14 protein-coding genes and 1 pseudogene are annotated in these 14,842 nt (G+C 55.4%); 9 read left to right on the top strand and 6 right to left on the bottom strand.

Annotated features, from left to right (window positions below):
- Window positions 1–30 precede the first annotated feature (30 nt).
- Window positions 31–1,231, bottom strand: a pseudogene (locus tag M3A44_09910) (IS4 family transposase).
- 96 nt (window positions 1,232–1,327) lie between these two features.
- Between M3A44_09910 and M3A44_09915 the strand changes: the two are divergent.
- The 9 genes from M3A44_09915 (at window position 1,328) to M3A44_09955 (ending at window position 6,633) form a co-directional block, all read left to right on the top strand.
- A complete protein-coding gene (locus tag M3A44_09915) occupies window positions 1,328–1,669 on the top strand; it encodes a group II truncated hemoglobin (GenBank protein MEQ6341943.1) in 342 nt (113 codons plus the stop codon).
- A 209-nt stretch (window positions 1,670–1,878) separates the two neighbouring features.
- Window positions 1,879–2,418 carry a TOBE domain-containing protein gene (locus M3A44_09920; GenBank protein MEQ6341944.1) on the top strand — a complete coding sequence of 180 codons (540 nt, stop codon included), beginning with the start codon at window positions 1,879–1,881 and terminating at the stop codon, window positions 2,416–2,418.
- 64 nt (window positions 2,419–2,482) lie between these two features.
- Complete coding sequence (locus M3A44_09925) at window positions 2,483–2,914, top strand: hypothetical protein (GenBank protein MEQ6341945.1); 432 nt, start codon at window positions 2,483–2,485, stop codon at window positions 2,912–2,914.
- A complete protein-coding gene (locus M3A44_09930; protein MEQ6341946.1) occupies window positions 2,892–3,431 on the top strand; it encodes an OprO/OprP family phosphate-selective porin in 540 nt (179 codons plus the stop codon). Before M3A44_09925 ends, M3A44_09930 begins: the two co-directional genes overlap by 23 nt.
- 4 nt (window positions 3,432–3,435) lie before the next feature.
- The gene (locus tag M3A44_09935) at window positions 3,436–3,864 is read left to right on the top strand and encodes a porin (GenBank protein ID MEQ6341947.1); all 429 of its coding nucleotides are present in this window, start codon (window positions 3,436–3,438) and stop codon (window positions 3,862–3,864) included.
- 61 nt (window positions 3,865–3,925) lie between these two features.
- Entirely contained in the window at window positions 3,926–4,684 is a 759-nt protein-coding gene (gene modA / locus M3A44_09940) for a molybdate ABC transporter substrate-binding protein (protein MEQ6341948.1), read from the top strand.
- The gene (locus M3A44_09945; GenBank protein ID MEQ6341949.1) at window positions 4,681–5,094 is read left to right on the top strand and encodes a TOBE domain-containing protein; all 414 of its coding nucleotides are present in this window, start codon (window positions 4,681–4,683) and stop codon (window positions 5,092–5,094) included. The genes modA and M3A44_09945 overlap by 4 nt, the downstream gene beginning before the upstream one ends.
- Window positions 5,084–5,755: a molybdate ABC transporter permease subunit gene (modB, locus tag M3A44_09950; protein ID MEQ6341950.1), complete on the top strand. Its 672-nt coding sequence runs from the start codon at window positions 5,084–5,086 to the stop codon at window positions 5,753–5,755. The genes M3A44_09945 and modB overlap by 11 nt, the downstream gene beginning before the upstream one ends.
- Before the next feature lie 2 nt (window positions 5,756–5,757).
- Window positions 5,758–6,633: an ATP-binding cassette domain-containing protein gene (locus tag M3A44_09955; protein ID MEQ6341951.1), complete on the top strand. Its 876-nt coding sequence runs from the start codon at window positions 5,758–5,760 to the stop codon at window positions 6,631–6,633.
- Window positions 6,634–6,708: 75 nt separating this feature from the next.
- On the opposite strand, the gene ispH is transcribed toward M3A44_09955, so the two are convergent.
- The 5 genes from ispH to M3A44_09980 form a co-directional block, all read right to left on the bottom strand.
- A complete protein-coding gene (gene ispH, locus M3A44_09960) occupies window positions 6,709–7,638 on the bottom strand; it encodes a 4-hydroxy-3-methylbut-2-enyl diphosphate reductase (protein MEQ6341952.1) in 930 nt (309 codons plus the stop codon).
- A gap of 142 nt (window positions 7,639–7,780) precedes the next feature.
- A complete protein-coding gene (locus tag M3A44_09965) occupies window positions 7,781–11,032 on the bottom strand; it encodes a response regulator (GenBank protein MEQ6341953.1) in 3,252 nt (1,083 codons plus the stop codon).
- Between the two features lie 241 nt (window positions 11,033–11,273).
- Window positions 11,274–11,654 carry a GxxExxY protein gene (locus tag M3A44_09970; GenBank protein MEQ6341954.1) on the bottom strand — a complete coding sequence of 127 codons (381 nt, stop codon included), beginning with the start codon at window positions 11,652–11,654 and terminating at the stop codon, window positions 11,274–11,276.
- Window positions 11,655–11,706: 52 nt separating this feature from the next.
- The gene (locus M3A44_09975; GenBank protein MEQ6341955.1) at window positions 11,707–12,675 is read right to left on the bottom strand and encodes an ABC transporter substrate-binding protein; all 969 of its coding nucleotides are present in this window, start codon (window positions 12,673–12,675) and stop codon (window positions 11,707–11,709) included.
- 65 nt (window positions 12,676–12,740) lie between these two features.
- Window positions 12,741–14,837: a TonB-dependent receptor gene (locus M3A44_09980; GenBank protein ID MEQ6341956.1), complete on the bottom strand. Its 2,097-nt coding sequence runs from the start codon at window positions 14,835–14,837 to the stop codon at window positions 12,741–12,743.
- Between the last annotated feature and the right edge of the window lie 5 nt (window positions 14,838–14,842).

Consider the following 14,842-nt stretch of genomic DNA (forward strand, 5'->3'; position numbering starts at 1 on the left):
AAAAAAACCGGAATCTGCTATATGAGCTCACTACTGTCCGGAGATTTCTTCGAATAGATTCAATTGGTTAAGCATTTGCGCATCCTCCTGACTGGGATTGATATTTGTAACAACTTGATTGAGTTGCGTTTTTTCGAACAGGGTTAGGCTCAGAATCTGTAGAATTGTGTAGAGTGAAGCTTCGGATTTCAGCCGTTTCTTGAGAATAGCGACGAGCACATAAACAGCGATAGCAATCCAGACCTGTGTCTTGACCGCATTCTCGGAAGTGCCGAAAAACGCCTTGATCCGCAGATGCTGTTTGATCCATTTGAAGAACAGTTCCACCTGCCAACGACAGCGATAAAGCTCGGCGATCGTCAGGGCAGGAAGATCGTTGTGTTGGTGAGAAAGACGAGTAACTTGTCGTTTTTGGCATCGAAGAACTTTACCCGGCGCAACTGGATCGGGTAATCCTGGCTGGGCTGAGGCCCGGTCAGCATGATGGTTTGGTCGCACCGCAGCCCGGTCGATTTGTCGACCGGATGGGAATAGAGCCGCCGGTACCGCAGGTTGGATTTGGCGCGAGTGACAAAGAAGGCCTGGGTCAGATGCAGGGCATGGAGCCGGGCGAAGTCGATATAACCCCGATCCATGACGTAGAAGCTGCCGGCCTCGAAGGCGATCTGGTCGAGTATATTTACATCGTGGAGTTTGCCGTCCGAGACATGAATGAAGGTCGGAATGTTGCCCCGCAGATCGAGGAGCGTATGGAGCTTGACCGCGCCTTTGCGTTTGCGAAAGCGCGCCCAGGGGAAGAGTGCCAGGCACAGATCGATGGTGGTCGAGTCGAGCGCATAGACCGTATGCGTCAATTCCAGGCCGAAGCTGTCCTCGGCATAGAGCTTGCGCGCCGACTGGATCAGGCTGAGTGCGAAATCCTGATAGATGCGCCAATCTCGGTTTTCGTTGGCATCCGCCAGAGTGCTGCGGGCAATGCCACCGCGAATTCCCAGATGGTAGAGCTTGGCGGAGTGCGCGCGCAGGCAGGTCTCGGTGTCGCGCAGGCATTGCCACCTTCACGGTGGCTTTCCCGGTAGATCAGTTGCGCGAAGGCCATGCACAGGAGCTGATCGAGGTGCGCGAAGGTGAGTGTCGGATAGCGTCCAGGGTACTTGGCCACGCAGCGTCGGAAGGTGTGCAGCGGCAGATGATCCATCAGTTGTGCGAACACCAGCTTCCCCGTATGCATTGAACCACCCCCGGAAAAATCCAGTAGTTTCCAACACATTGAAATCGGTGACACCCATGAATATCATTTATTCGCTTTTTATCAGTCGGTTAAATCATGTTAGTCCGGAAATCTCCGGACAGTAGTGAGATCATGGATGAAAATCCCGCCGCTGAAACCATCCGAAAACTTCACGCCCAAGACCTGACACACGCCAAAGAAAAACTCTTCATGTTCCTCTCCGGCTGGCTCGGCGGCCCGCAACTATACGCCGAGAAGTTCGGCCATCCCCGCTTGCGCCAGCGGCACCTGCCCATCCCCATCGGAGAGACGGAACGCGATCAGTGGATGATGTGCATGACCCAGGCCATGCGCGACGTGTACATCGAAGAAAAGTTGCGCGAGCAATTGACAGCTGCGTTCTATAAAACTGCGGATTTTTTGCGTAACGTCGAATAGCGCGTCGCAAGATCGCAGCTTGGGTAAAAACACAGCATTGCCCAACAGGAGCGCGTTCGATCGGCCTGCTTTTCCTCCAATTTGTGTAACTAACCTTACAAACCGTACAACAGCGATGCACGCCTGGCCTCCTGATTACTTAATAACAAGCTGAATAATATTGACATTTTTATTTTGGCGCGTAGCTTGCTTTCGAGCAGGGAATCAAGATGCTCGAAACCTACCGCCTCATCCAACGGGAGCATGAGAAATTCCTTGCCGCCGCCAGCGTGGGCATCGAAAACTTTGCGCACTTTTATCAATTGATGAGGAGATTGACCATGAAAACCAGCGCACGTAACCAGTTTTTTGGGAAAGTGGACTCTATACGGAACGGCCCGGTCAATGCCGAAGTGGCGATTGCTCTGAGCAGTGGCGACATGATTTATGCCGTCATCACCCACGAGAGCGTGGAAACCCTGGATTTGAAGGCCGGTGATGAGGTCTGGGCCCTCGTTAAAGCACCCTGGGTAATGATTACCGAGGATGATCCAGGTCTCAAGCTGAGTGCACGAAACCGGCTCTGTGGAATGGTGACCCGCTTGATCCCCGGCGCCGTCAACACGGATGTCGTCATTACGCTGAATGGGAACAACACCGTCAGCGCCCTGATTACCAATGAGAGCGCCGAAAACCTGAATCTCAAGGAAGGGGGACGGGCCTGCGCAGTTTTCAAGGCAAGTAGTGTCATTCTCGGCATAAGCGCATAGGACAATTTATTTTTGTGAAATCCGATTTGATCTCGGGCAGATAAGGCTGAAAGGGGAAATAACAATGTATTCAAAGCAAACTCACGTAAATCACAGGCTCATGGCGACGGCCTGTCGGGGTCTACCGTTACTACTTGCCGCCGTGTTTTCTCTTCGCCCAGCCCTTGCCGCTGACCCGCCGCCTGATCCGGAATCACGCGTCCGGGAGATGGAACGGCAGATGCAGGCACTGTCCAAAGAATTACGGGACTTTGTGGCCTTAAACAAAAGCAAAGGTGAACCGCTCTTGGGCGGATTCAAGGACGGCATCTACATCGAGGATGCCAGCGGCAACTGGAAGTTGCAGCTCAATGGCCGGGTACAGGCGGACTACCGGAACTATGCCCCGGATGCCTTCGCCGCAGACACCTTCAGCGTGCGCCGGGCGCGCCTGGGAGTGAAGCCTCGCCTTCCTCAAGCACTATGCCCTGCGGGTGGAGGGCGAATACGCCGGTAGTAGCACGGCACTCACATACGGATATCTCGACTTCAACTGGTGGAAAGCGGCCCAAATCCGGATAGGGCAATTCAAGCCTAACTATGGACTGGAACGTTCCATGAACTCCAACTTTATTGACTTCCAGGAGCGGTCGCTGGCGGACAGCCTTTTGGGCGCCACCTTTGACCGCGGCCTCATGGTCTACGGTACACCTCTCAAGGGTACGCACTATAGCATTGCAGTCGTCAGCGGCGGCGGCCCGAATGCTGACGATTCCAACAGTGCCAAGGACACCATGCTGCGCGCCACAGGCAACGCCGCCGAGTGGGCAAAATGGAACAACACCGTGCTCCATGTGGGTGGCTTCTACGGCAGAGGAAAACAGGCAAACGGGCTGGCGACGCTTTCCGCCAAGACCGAAGCGTTGGGAACTGCTTTCTTCGCCACCGCCAACGCCTTCAGCAACGATATAGACCGCACTCGCGACGGGGCAGAGCTTGCCCTTGCCTATGGCCCGATGAAACTTCAAGGATGAATACATCCGTGCGGACTACCAGGGAACAAACTTCGAGCGCAGCCTTTCCGCGTGGTATACGAGCCTCACCTGGCTGATGAGTGGAGAACGCTATGCTGATTCCTACAAAAACGGAGGGTTCGGCCGCATCAAACCAAAGCAAAACTTCGTCTTGCTTACGGAAGGAACTGGCGCCTTTGAGCTTGGGGTGCGCTACAGCCAGTTCGACGCCTCCGGCTTCACCATCGCCAATACTGCGGGGACGGGCCAGCTAAAGGCCGGGCTGACCAACGAGGCGAACGCCTGGACGCTGGGGGGCAAATGGATTTTGAACCCGAATGCACGGCTTATGCTCAACTACGTGCGCACCAGTTTCCATACCCCAGTCACCCTCAACGGCAAGACAGACGGCCACGAAGATGCTCTCACCATGCGTGCGCAGTTGGATTTCTAAGGTGCTGGCAATTCAAATTTTCCGGTTTTTATCGCATTATCCACTCTACCAGGAGCCAAAAATGAAACAAACCTTGTTCACGTTGCTTTTCTCGATGTCATTTGTTTTCAGTGCGCCCGGCATCGCCGAAACATTAACAGTGGCGGTTGCCCCCAATGTAAAGTACGCTTTCGATGATCTGCAAGCCGAATTCAAGAAGGAAACGGGCATTGACATCACTCCGGTATTCTCCTCCTCCGGCAAGATTACCGCGCAGGTCAGGCACGGCGCGCCATTCGATGTATTCATGTCGGCTGACATGGGGTTTCCGGAAACCCTCTACAAGGACAGATACACTGCCGGGCCTCCAAGAATCTACGCTTACGGCGCGCTTGTATTGTGGACCATGAAAGACCTCGACATGGGAAAGGGCGTTGAGCTCCTTAAGGACAGCATGGTTGAAAAGGTAGCAATTGCCAATCCCAAGATCGCGCCTTATGGCAAGGAAGCAATCAAGGTGCTTAAATATTACAAGCTCCATGACGCGGTCGAATCCAAACTGGTTTACGGCGAAGACGTTTCCCAGACCAGTCTATACATTGCCTCCCGCGCCGCGGATATTGGCCTCACTGCAAAATCCGTGGTCGTGTCGCCGGAGATGAAAGGCAAGGGTAAGTGGATCGAGATCAAGAAGGAGAGCTACGATCCCATCGCACAGGGCGCCGTGATCCTGAAACACGGCCGGCAAACCAACGCCATTGCTGCGCAGCGATTCCATGACTTTCTGTTTTCGCCCAAGGCCAGGGCGATTTTCGAACGCTACGGCTACGGCCTGCCATGAACCGGTTACGCGGCAGGATTGCGGCGATTGAATCCTCGGGGCAGTTATCGCTGGTGGATGTCGACGTGGATGGCGATACCTTCACCGCCATTATCGTCGAAACACCGGACAGCGCTGGTTACCTGAAACTGGGGGGCGAAATCCTCCTCCTGTTCAAGGAAACGGAGGTGTCGCTCGCCAAAAACCTGTCTGGCTTGATCAGCCTGCGCAATCGCATTCCGGCGTCGGTACAGGATATCGTGGAGGGCGACCTGCTGAGCCAGGTGACACTGGATTACAAGGGAAATCGGATTGTTTCCATCATCACCAGCCGTTCCGTGCGACGATTGGAGCTGAAAACCGGCGACCAGGTAGAGGGGCTGGTGAAGGCCAATGAGATGACGCTGATGGAGTGCGATTGTGAACTATGAATGGCAACCGCTGTTTCTGACCTTCAAGCTGGCCGCAGTGACCACGCTGATCCTGTTTGTCATCGGGGTGCCGTTCGCCTGGTGGCTTGCCGTCACCCGCTCCCGCTTCAGGCCAGTCGTGGAAACGCTGGTTAGTATGCCGCTGGTGCTGCCGCCCTCGGTGCTCGGCTTCTACCTGCTGCTCGCGTTCAGTCCGGAGCATGCGTTCGGCCGCATTGCTGAATCGGTATTCAATCTGCCGCTGGCGTTCACCTTTGAAGGCCTGGTGCTGGCCTCCATCATCTTCAGCTTTCCGTTCATGGTTCATCCGGTGCACTCCGGGTTCCGGAACCTGCCCGCCTCCCTCACCGAAGCGGCGTACACGCTCGGAAAATCGCGCTGGCAAACCTTCGTGCAGGTGCTGCTTCCAAACATCAAGCCGTCGCTGCTGGCCGGCGTGGTGCTGAGTTTCGCCCACACCATCGGGGAATTCGGTGTGGTGCTCATGATCGGGGGGAACATTCCAGGCCAGACTCGGGTCGCATCGCTCGCCATCTACGACGAGGTGGAGAGCCTCAACTATGCGGCCGCCAATTTCTACGCGCTGGTGTTGTTTATCGTCAGTTTCGTGATCCTACTGGTCGTCTACATGCTCAACAAACGCGGCTTAAGGACGCTCTGAGCGTGATCGAGCTGGAACTCAAGAAACACCTGCTAACGTCGGACGGAGGGATCACCCTCGATGTCGGCTTTGCGGTGGCGCCGGGCGAATTCGTGGCTCTTTTCGGCAAGTCGGGGGTGGGCAAGACCACCCTGCTCAGGATCATCGCCGGACTCGACACGCCAGACGAAGGCAGGCTGGTCGTGAAAGGCGAAACGTGGCTCGACACCGCCCGGCGCATCAATCTCGCGCCGCAGAAGCGCGGTGTGGGGCTGGTGTTCCAGGACTATGCCCTGTTCCCCAATCTGACGGTGCGCGGCAACCTGGAGTTCGCGCTTGCCAACCGGAAGGAACGCGGCCATGTCGAAGAGTTGCTCGACCTGATGGATCTGCGCGAACTCCAGCACCGCAAGCCCTCGACCCTGTCCGGCGGCCAACAGCAGCGCGTGGCGCTGGCGCGCGCCCTGGTGCGAAGGCCGCGCTTGCTGCTGTTGGATGAGCCGCTATCCGCCCTGGATGCCGAAACCCGGCTGCGGCTGCAGGACGAAATACTGAAGATCCACACGGTTTTCAACATCACCACCCTAATCGTAAGCCATGACCTCGGCGAAGTTTTCAAGCTGGCCAAACGGGTGCTGGTGATCGAGCAGGGCCGCATTGTCCGCACCGGCAGGCCAGCGGAGGTATTTTCGAATCGCAACTTGAGCGGAAAACTGCAATTCACCGGCGAGGTGCTGGAGATCGAGCCCAGCGACGTGGTCTACACTGTGTCCGTGCTGGTGAGCAACCAGATCGTAAAGGTCATCGCCACGTCAGAAGAAGTCCACAACCTCCACATTGGCGACAAGGTCATGCTGCTATCGAAGGCATTCAACCCGATGCTGCTAAAAGTGGGTTGAACATGGATATAGCAAAAGTCGTAGGGTGCGTCCCACGCACCACAATCATTGGTGCGTGGGACGCACCCTACACAATTATCCTGCTAATTCCTTCGGCAAGGAAAACACCACATTTTCAGGACGCCCGGGATTTTCGCGCACATCATGCGCGCCCAGCGTCTTGAGACGATCGATTACCTGTTGCACCAAAACCTCCGGCGCGGAAGCGCCCGCCGTGACGCCAATGCTGTTTTTGCCCTCCAGCCATTCAGGCCGGATCTCATCGGCGGTGTCTATAAGATACGCGGGCACACCCATTCTGTCGGCAATCTCACGCAGACGGTTGGAGTTTGAACTGGTGGGCGAACCTACCACCAGCACGATATCGCTTTTCTGAACAAGATCTTTCACGGCATCCTGACGATTCTGTGTTGCATAGCAAATATCGTCCTTGCGTGGGCCGATGATATTGGGGAAAGACTCACGCAGGGCAGCGATGATCTGGGCGGCATCATCCACAGACAATGTGGTCTGGGTGACAAAGGCCAATGCGTCGGGATTATCAACAACAAGTTTAGAGACATCCTCCGGGGTTTCCACCAAATACATACGGCCCTGGCCCTGCCATTGCCCGAGCGTGCCCTCGACTTCAGGGTGGCCTGCATGGCCGATCATGATGATCTCACGGCCCGCATCCAGATGACGCACCACCTCAATATGCACCTTGGTCACCAACGGACAGGTGGCGTCGAACACCTTCAATCCGCGCCCCTCAGCTTCCGCGCGCACCGCCTTCGATACACCATGGGCGCTAAAAATTACGGTAGCATCATCCGGCACCTGATCCAGCTCATCGACAAATACCGCACCCTTGTTGCGAAGGTCCTCCACGACAAATTTGTTATGCACCACTTCGTGACGCACATAGATGGGGGCTCCGAACACCTCGAGCGCGCGCTCGACGATATCAATGGCGCGGTCGACACCAGCGCAAAAACCGCGGGGATTGGCGAGTATGATTTCCATAGTTTTGAAATCCGGTTGGGAAAGGCTAGATTCTACCGGACCGGGCATGAAATCCCAAACCTATCGGGCATGAAAACCAGGTTAAAAGTGCAAGGGTGCGTCCCACGCACGATCATCGTTGGTGCGTGGAACGCACCCTACATTACGTTGTAACCGCCGCTTTTTCCTGCAAGACGCCCCTGACGCGCGCATATTCCGCTGCGATATCCTCAACGTGTTGCGCCACCCCATCGAGTGTTCCATCGCGGCTGCAATGTTCCAGCTCCTTACATAAACTCGACAATACCATTGCACCCAGATTACTGCTGCTCCCCTTCAGGCCATGCGCTTCACGTATCAGTGCCGCCGCATTCCCCTCCACTGCGGCAGCTCGCATCGCCTCAAGCCGGGGAGGCACACTATCCAGAAAGGTAGCGATTAACTCGGGAAATGCGGTGCCCATCAGCGCGCGCAGGTTAGCCATCACCTTGCCGTCCACAGCAGGTAACCGTTGTGAATCCACCTCGCGCGGCGCATCTTCGGCTTCCACATAAGTACTAGCTTCAGTGTGTATATTTTGCCTCAGGCGTGCGGGCAACCAGCGCTCCAGGGTTTTGCGCAATATATCAATCTTGACGGGCTTCGCCAGATAGTCATCCATGCCCGCATCAAGACATTTTATACTATCTCCACTCATGGCATTAGCCGTCATGGCGACAATGGGAATATGCCGCTCATTACTCTGTTGCGCACGGATCATGGCCGTGGCCTGGAATCCATCCAGCTCAGGCATCTGGATATCCATAAAAACAAGATCGTAATTCAGCCGGGATACTGCGTCCACAGCCTCTTTACCGTTGCCTGCCACATCCGCTTCATAGCCCAGCTTGCGCAGCATCCCCAGTGCCACTTTCTGGTTCACCGCATTGTCTTCGGCCACGAGGATGCGGGCACGCGCAACAGGATTCGGCATGAACGAACGGCCGCCACTCTCTGCTTTTCCAGCGTTCTGACCAATAGCCTGCGCCGCAGTAAGGCAATCATAAAAATAGGAAGATCTGACGGGTTTGGACAACATGCCTGCAATACCAGCTTGGCGCACCGCTTCAATATCCGCGCGCCTGTTATAAGGCATCAACATTATCATTCGAACCGATGCAATGGCAGGATCCGCTTTAATCGCATGAGGCAATACCCAGCCGGACATTTCCGGCATGAGCATATCCAGGATCACACCATCGTAAGGCTCACCCCGTGCCGCTGCGGCGCGCAACAGAGACAACACCTCGCTGGCGCCCGAGGCAGGGGCGGCGTGCCCTCCCCACGCATCAATTTCGTGACATAAAACTGAACAGTATGCCTGACTTTCGTCTGCCACAAGCACCCGCATACCTTTTAAGTCATAGAGAGAACGCGCTGCCGGCTGGGCACTCTCCTGCTGTTTTTCCAATTGTGCAGTAAACCAAAAGGTGCTTCCCGCTCCTGGCTCGCTCTCAACACCGATTTCGCCACCCATCAATTCCGACAACTGCTTCGATATGGCAAGCCCCAAACCGGTGCCCCCATATTTGCGCGTGATGGAACCATCCGCCTGCGTAAAAGGCTGAAACAGGCGGTGGCATGCCTCGGATGTTATGCCGACCCCCGTATCGGAAATCTCAAAGCGCAATTGCACCGTATCATCCTGAGAACCGGCAAGACTGACCCGCACCATGATTTCTCCCCATTCTGTAAATTTGATGGCGTTTCCGATCAAATTTGAGAGGATTTGGCGCAGGCGAGTTGGGTCACCGTGCAATGCGACAGGCACATCCGCCGGAACAAGGGAAATCAGCTGCAATCCTTTGCCATAGGCGCGCGCGGCGAACAGTTGCACAACCTCTTCGACTACCTGATCCAGATTGAAATCGACACTCTCCAGGCGCATTTTTCCTGCCTCGATCTTTGAAAAATCGAGAATATCGTTAATGATGGCAAGCAGCGACTCGGCGGAACTGTTTACAATCTCGGCAAAGTCACGTTGATCTGCCGTCAACTCGGTATCCAGCAACATTTGCGTCATGCCCAGCACGCCGTTCATGGGCGTGCGAATCTCATGGCTCATGTTGGCGAGAAATTCCGACTTGAGGCGAGTGGCCTCCAGGGCCATATCACGCGCCTTTTTCAACTCCTGTTCTGTCTGCTTGCGTTCCGTAATGTCGCGCACGATGCCAACGAAAAACCGCTTATTACCCAATCGCATCTCGCTGACACCAATCTCCATGGGAAAAGCAGTGCCGTCCTTGCGCTGACCGCCAACCTCACGCCCGACACCGATGATCTTGGCAACCCCTGTCGTCAAATAAGTTTTAATATATCCCTGATGGCCGACGCGGTAGGGTGTCGGCACCAATCGAGCGATATCTTCGCCAATGAGTTCATGGCGCGCATAGCCAAATATTTTTTCTATGGAAGGATTCACCAACTCAATCAGACCTGCTTCATTGATGATGATAATGCCGTCAATCACATTATTGATGATGGATCGCAAACGTTCTTCACTCTCAGTCAGCGTCTGCTGCATCCGCTCACGTTCTTCCACTTCTTCTTCCAGCTTTCTTTTCTGTTGGCGAAGGGTTAGATCGTTCTCTGTCAGCGCAGCCATCATGGTGTTGAATGCATGGGACATTTGAGTGATCTCACTCGGCCCCGCCACTTCTGACCGCACCGCCGGCCCACCCTCCTCAGCGTGCCGCATCAGATCAGCCAGATCCTTGAGTGGCTTGGTCATGCGTGTGATAATAAATTGCAACAACAAAAGCAGGATGCCCGCCATCGTCAGCGCAGTGACTCCGTTTCTCACCAAAATATTGGTTTGCAGCGTGCTCAAGCTGTCCTTGCTCATTACTACATGGACATGGCCCAGCAATTCGCGCGTTTGTATTTTTCTGGTAAAGGGTGAGTCACTCTCAGAGGATGAGGAATCCGCGTATACCGGCGCCAGGAAGTGCCATTGCTCACCGGTCTCATGTGCCAGCACAGCGGCGTCATCTTTGCTCGCCCACTGGGATGGCGCTACCCAATCCGCAACTTTTCCCTTGGTGAGAAGTGAAACACCGTTCTGTTCATAAACCGACACATGAGCGATATTGGGGAATGCCAGCGTTGCAGCAGCGGGAATTTGGGCATTTTCTTCCGCGCCATACAACAGTGCGAGCTCGCTCTGCCTGGCGAAATTGCCGGTGATCTGCATGCCCTGCTGGATCAAATTGTCGCGGATATCCCGGCTTGCCTGCCAGGAAGTTACCAATGAGGATACCAAGGCAAGAACGGCGACGCCCACGGTAAACGCAATCGACAATTGGCGGCGGAAACCCATCGTGCGGGGAAACAGCCGTGCGATTAATTGATCAAACCATTTTACAAACAGTGTCATAAACCTTAAAACCGCTTTTTATCCACGAAAAACACGAAATTCACGAAATAAAACAAAAACATGGATTGCTTCAGCAATTCACCGGATGGGTAGCAAGTAAAATCGCGATATGTATTTGAATATTTTCGTGTTTTTTCGTGACTTTCGTGGATAACTGACTTTTTTAGGATAAACCATGTATCAATATTAAGACTTGATGTTACGCAGCGTCCACGAAAAACACGAAAGGCACGAAAAACCTTCATAGCACAATCCGTTCGACCGTTGCTTTCGGATAGCAACCGAAGTTGACCAGCAAACCCAAGTGCATTCCCGTTGCTTTCAGGTAGTTCAACACCTGTGCCTTATGTGCTCCAGTTGTGACAGAAAGCGCTTTAAGTTCAACAATAATGGATTCATGGCAAATAAAGTCAGGAATATAGGTTTGCTGCAACGTTTCCCCCTTGTAGAAAAGCTTCAGCTCTTGGTGTACGACAAAAGGAACACCGCGTTTTGACAACTCCTTTTCCAGGCATTCTTGATAGACAGCCTCAAGAAAACCACAGCCCATTTCCCGATACACATCAAACACAGCACCTTGTATCTGATAACACTCTTCTCTGTGCCAAACTTCCCCACCCATTTTTTTCGTGTCTTTCGTGTTTTTCGTGGACGGTGCGTAACGTCAGCTAAGACTATGGAAACGTCAGATCAAAGCCGCGCTGTTGCTGAATGCGGGCGTCGAGATTTAAATGCTCGGCAGTGCGCAGGTTCACCGCAATCAAAAAATCCTGCAATGGACTCAGCGTTGCGCTACGGCCTTTGGCCAGATTCATGGCCATGGATGCCAGGCTGCGTCCCATCGTGTAATTATCGGGATACAAGGCAAACAGCGCGCCCCGTTTGACATGTGAGGCATTACTGGAAAACACAATCACATTGCGCTCCCATGCCTCTTGCAGCACCATGGGTAAAACTGTCCTTTCATCCAGGCCATCACTATCCGGTGGCAGCCATAGCGCGTCCGCAACACCGCGTGCCATGCCAAACACGTCGCGGTAAAGTCGCGCCGCGGCCCGTATATCGCGCGCTTCATAAACCATCAACTCCAACCCCTGGCTTCGCGCCGCCTCCCGAGCAAGGCCAATCAACCAGGCATTGGTATCCGGGTTCAATATCAGATGAACATGTTTAACCTGCGGCGCCAGTTGCCGCAACCGCCCAAACAGGATAGCAGGATCGGGAGCAAGGCTAATTCCGGAAAATCCACTGGGAGTGGATTCCGGCGTTATCATCATTGCACCGATAACAACGGGTTTGTCCACCCTCAATGCCTTCACCATCTCCATGCCACGCCTACCCAACCCGACAATCACCCCGCCATCCTGCTTCACCAAACGCTGCCGCACATCACCTACATCAAATCCATCAGATATCGGATAACTATTGACACGGTTTTTGGTTTCATCGGTTATACCCGCAACTATCTGCTCCAGCACACCACGGTAAGGAGGCTGGACATCGGGATAAAGAACAGTTACCGGCAGCATCTGTTCCGCCATGGCGGCAGTCAACAAACAGAAATTGAAAAACACCACCCCCAGCCAGAACAGGCCGCGGGCAAGAGGACGTATTTTTATTATATTTTTCGAGGCAACCATCATAATGGAAAGGACTCACATTCTTACGATTCAAAGGCAATGACCGTACCAACAAAAGTGCGCCCTATTCACATGCTATAACGTACCTCGAGATAGACAGTCCGCCCCGGCAGGGGCAGATCGTAGCGTATGAACCCCGGCGCAGAGCTGGGCTCGCGCGCATCGGCGTTCAGCAAATTGTACGCGAGCAGCGCCACATCCCAGTTTCGTATGACCTGCTTGCGCCGCAGCGTCATGTTTACCAAGGTGTAATCGGGCACGGAGGCACGGCTATCGCCTGCCGCGCGCGCACGATCCATGATGCGTTTGACCTGCGTGTTTATGTGCCAGTCCGGCAGAAATCGCCAGTCCGCTTGGGCATAGATCTGCTGGCCCGGCGCGCCGGGAACAACCCGATCCGTGAGGTTGTCCGTGGAACGCTGCCAGGCATAATTGGCCTTCACGTCCACGCTGCGGCCTGCGGCCCAGCGCAACTCCCACTCCAGCCCGTGGCCGTCTTGCCCACCGCTGTTTTGCGCAGTCTTGCTTCCACTGGGTGGCGGATTGCCGACGAAGCGGATAATGTCCTTCATCTCGTAACGAAACATATTGAAGCGCGTGGTGACATCGCTCGTGGGCTGATAATCGAAGGCCAGCTCCACCGTGTCGATGGTCTCCGGCTTGAGGCTGGAATTACCCAGCGCCACGGGATTGTTGATGTTATAGAGTTCGGCAAAGGCCGGGGCGCGGAACGCGCGGCCATAAAGCAGTTTCGTGGTCAGGTTGTAACGGGTCTGCCACACCAGCGCCAGGCGCGGGTTGGTGGTGGAGCCGAAATCGGAGTAATGGTCGTAGCGCAGCCCGGCGGTGAGGCTCCAGTCCGGCGTGAAAGACCACTCGTCCTGCGCCAGGGCATACACCACTTGCCGGTTGTGCGGGCGGATGAACACCAGGCTGGGATCGTTGCTGACATCGATGACCGGCCCAATCGGATTGAAACCGGCGTCGTAATTCTTCGATTCGCCCACCTTGTACAACTCGCCGTTATTGAAGCCCGTCCCAAGGCGGATGCGGTGGCGGGCGATGCCGGTGTAAACACCCGCGGCGGACAACCGGGCGTGGCGCTCGTAGACATCGGGGTTGCCGGCCATGCCGTCGGGAAAGCGATTAATGCCTCCGTAATTGAAGGCGCCAGGCGGGAACAGCGTCAGATCATATCTGGTACTGACATCGAAATAGCTCAGTTGCGCGGTGACATCCCAGTTGTCGCTGAAGCCCTGTTTGTCATACGTCACATCGGCATTGATGCGGTCGCTGGCACCCCGTCCCACTGGGTCTAGCGCTTGTCCATAACCTCCCCCGGTACCGATGTCACGCCGTCCCTGATAACCCAGGCGCAGCCGCCAGTCGTTGCGCGCAAGGTCCAGCCGCGCCTCCACGGCATCGCGCCGGGTATTCACCGGGCCGGGCGCGAGCGAGGCGCGCGTGCCGAACTGTGTGTCGTAAAAACTCTGCGCGTCGGCATCGATGGTGCGCTTCTGGCCGTCAGTGGCGCGCCATTCCAGCGACACCGCCGCATCGAACCCGCCCCAGCGCCCACCGTGCTGCAGCCATGCCTCACGGGTGTTGAAGGAACCGGCGCGTGCGCCGGCCTCGGTGCCGCGGATATCCTCCGCCGTCTTGGTAACGATGTTGATGGTGCCGGCAAAGGCATCCGCGCCGTACAGTGCCGAACCCGGCCCGCGGATCACCTCGATGCGCGCGATGCCGTTTATCGCCATGCCGCCCCAACCCTGTCCACGGTCACCGGCGAACAGGTTCGTCACTGGGATGCCATTGATCAGCACCAATACTTGTGGGTTGGTATCCGAGACGATGCCGCGCATCACATAAATCGAGTTATATCCTAGCGGGGAATAGGATACATGCAGCCCGGGCACCGCCGCCAACACCTGATCCAGATCGACTGCGCCCATCGACCGGATGTCGGCAGCGGTAATCACCGTGGCGATGGAAGGCGCCCGGCTCAGCGACTGGCGGGTGCCCGTAGCCAGCGCAATCATTTCCTCGCCGCCATAGACACGCGCCAGATCCTCTTCGTCCGTCGGCGCCGCGGAGACACCACTACTGGCCACCGCCAGTACCGCGCACAGCCCACCCACTGCAATCGTTACCCGCCAATTCATTCTGA

Source organism: Gammaproteobacteria bacterium, assembly GCA_040183005.1.
Taxonomy (GTDB): Bacteria; Pseudomonadota; Gammaproteobacteria.

Coding starts and splice junctions, on each gene's coding strand:
- M3A44_09920 (MEQ6341944.1), top strand. CDS start 1,879: ATGCTCGAAACCTACCGCCTCATCCAACGGGAGCATGAGAAATTCCTT.
- M3A44_09945 (MEQ6341949.1), top strand. CDS start 4,681: ATGAACCGGTTACGCGGCAGGATTGCGGCGATTGAATCCTCGGGGCAG.
- M3A44_09970 (MEQ6341954.1), bottom strand. CDS start 11,654: ATGGGTGGGGAAGTTTGGCACAGAGAAGAGTGTTATCAGATACAAGGT.
- M3A44_09925 (MEQ6341945.1), top strand. CDS start 2,483: ATGTATTCAAAGCAAACTCACGTAAATCACAGGCTCATGGCGACGGCC.
- M3A44_09915 (MEQ6341943.1), top strand. CDS start 1,328: ATGTTAGTCCGGAAATCTCCGGACAGTAGTGAGATCATGGATGAAAAT.
- M3A44_09965 (MEQ6341953.1), bottom strand. CDS start 11,032: ATGACACTGTTTGTAAAATGGTTTGATCAATTAATCGCACGGCTGTTT.
- M3A44_09980 (MEQ6341956.1), bottom strand. CDS start 14,837: ATGAATTGGCGGGTAACGATTGCAGTGGGTGGGCTGTGCGCGGTACTG.
- ispH (MEQ6341952.1), bottom strand. CDS start 7,638: ATGGAAATCATACTCGCCAATCCCCGCGGTTTTTGCGCTGGTGTCGAC.
- modA (MEQ6341948.1), top strand. CDS start 3,926: ATGAAACAAACCTTGTTCACGTTGCTTTTCTCGATGTCATTTGTTTTC.
- M3A44_09975 (MEQ6341955.1), bottom strand. CDS start 12,675: ATGATGGTTGCCTCGAAAAATATAATAAAAATACGTCCTCTTGCCCGC.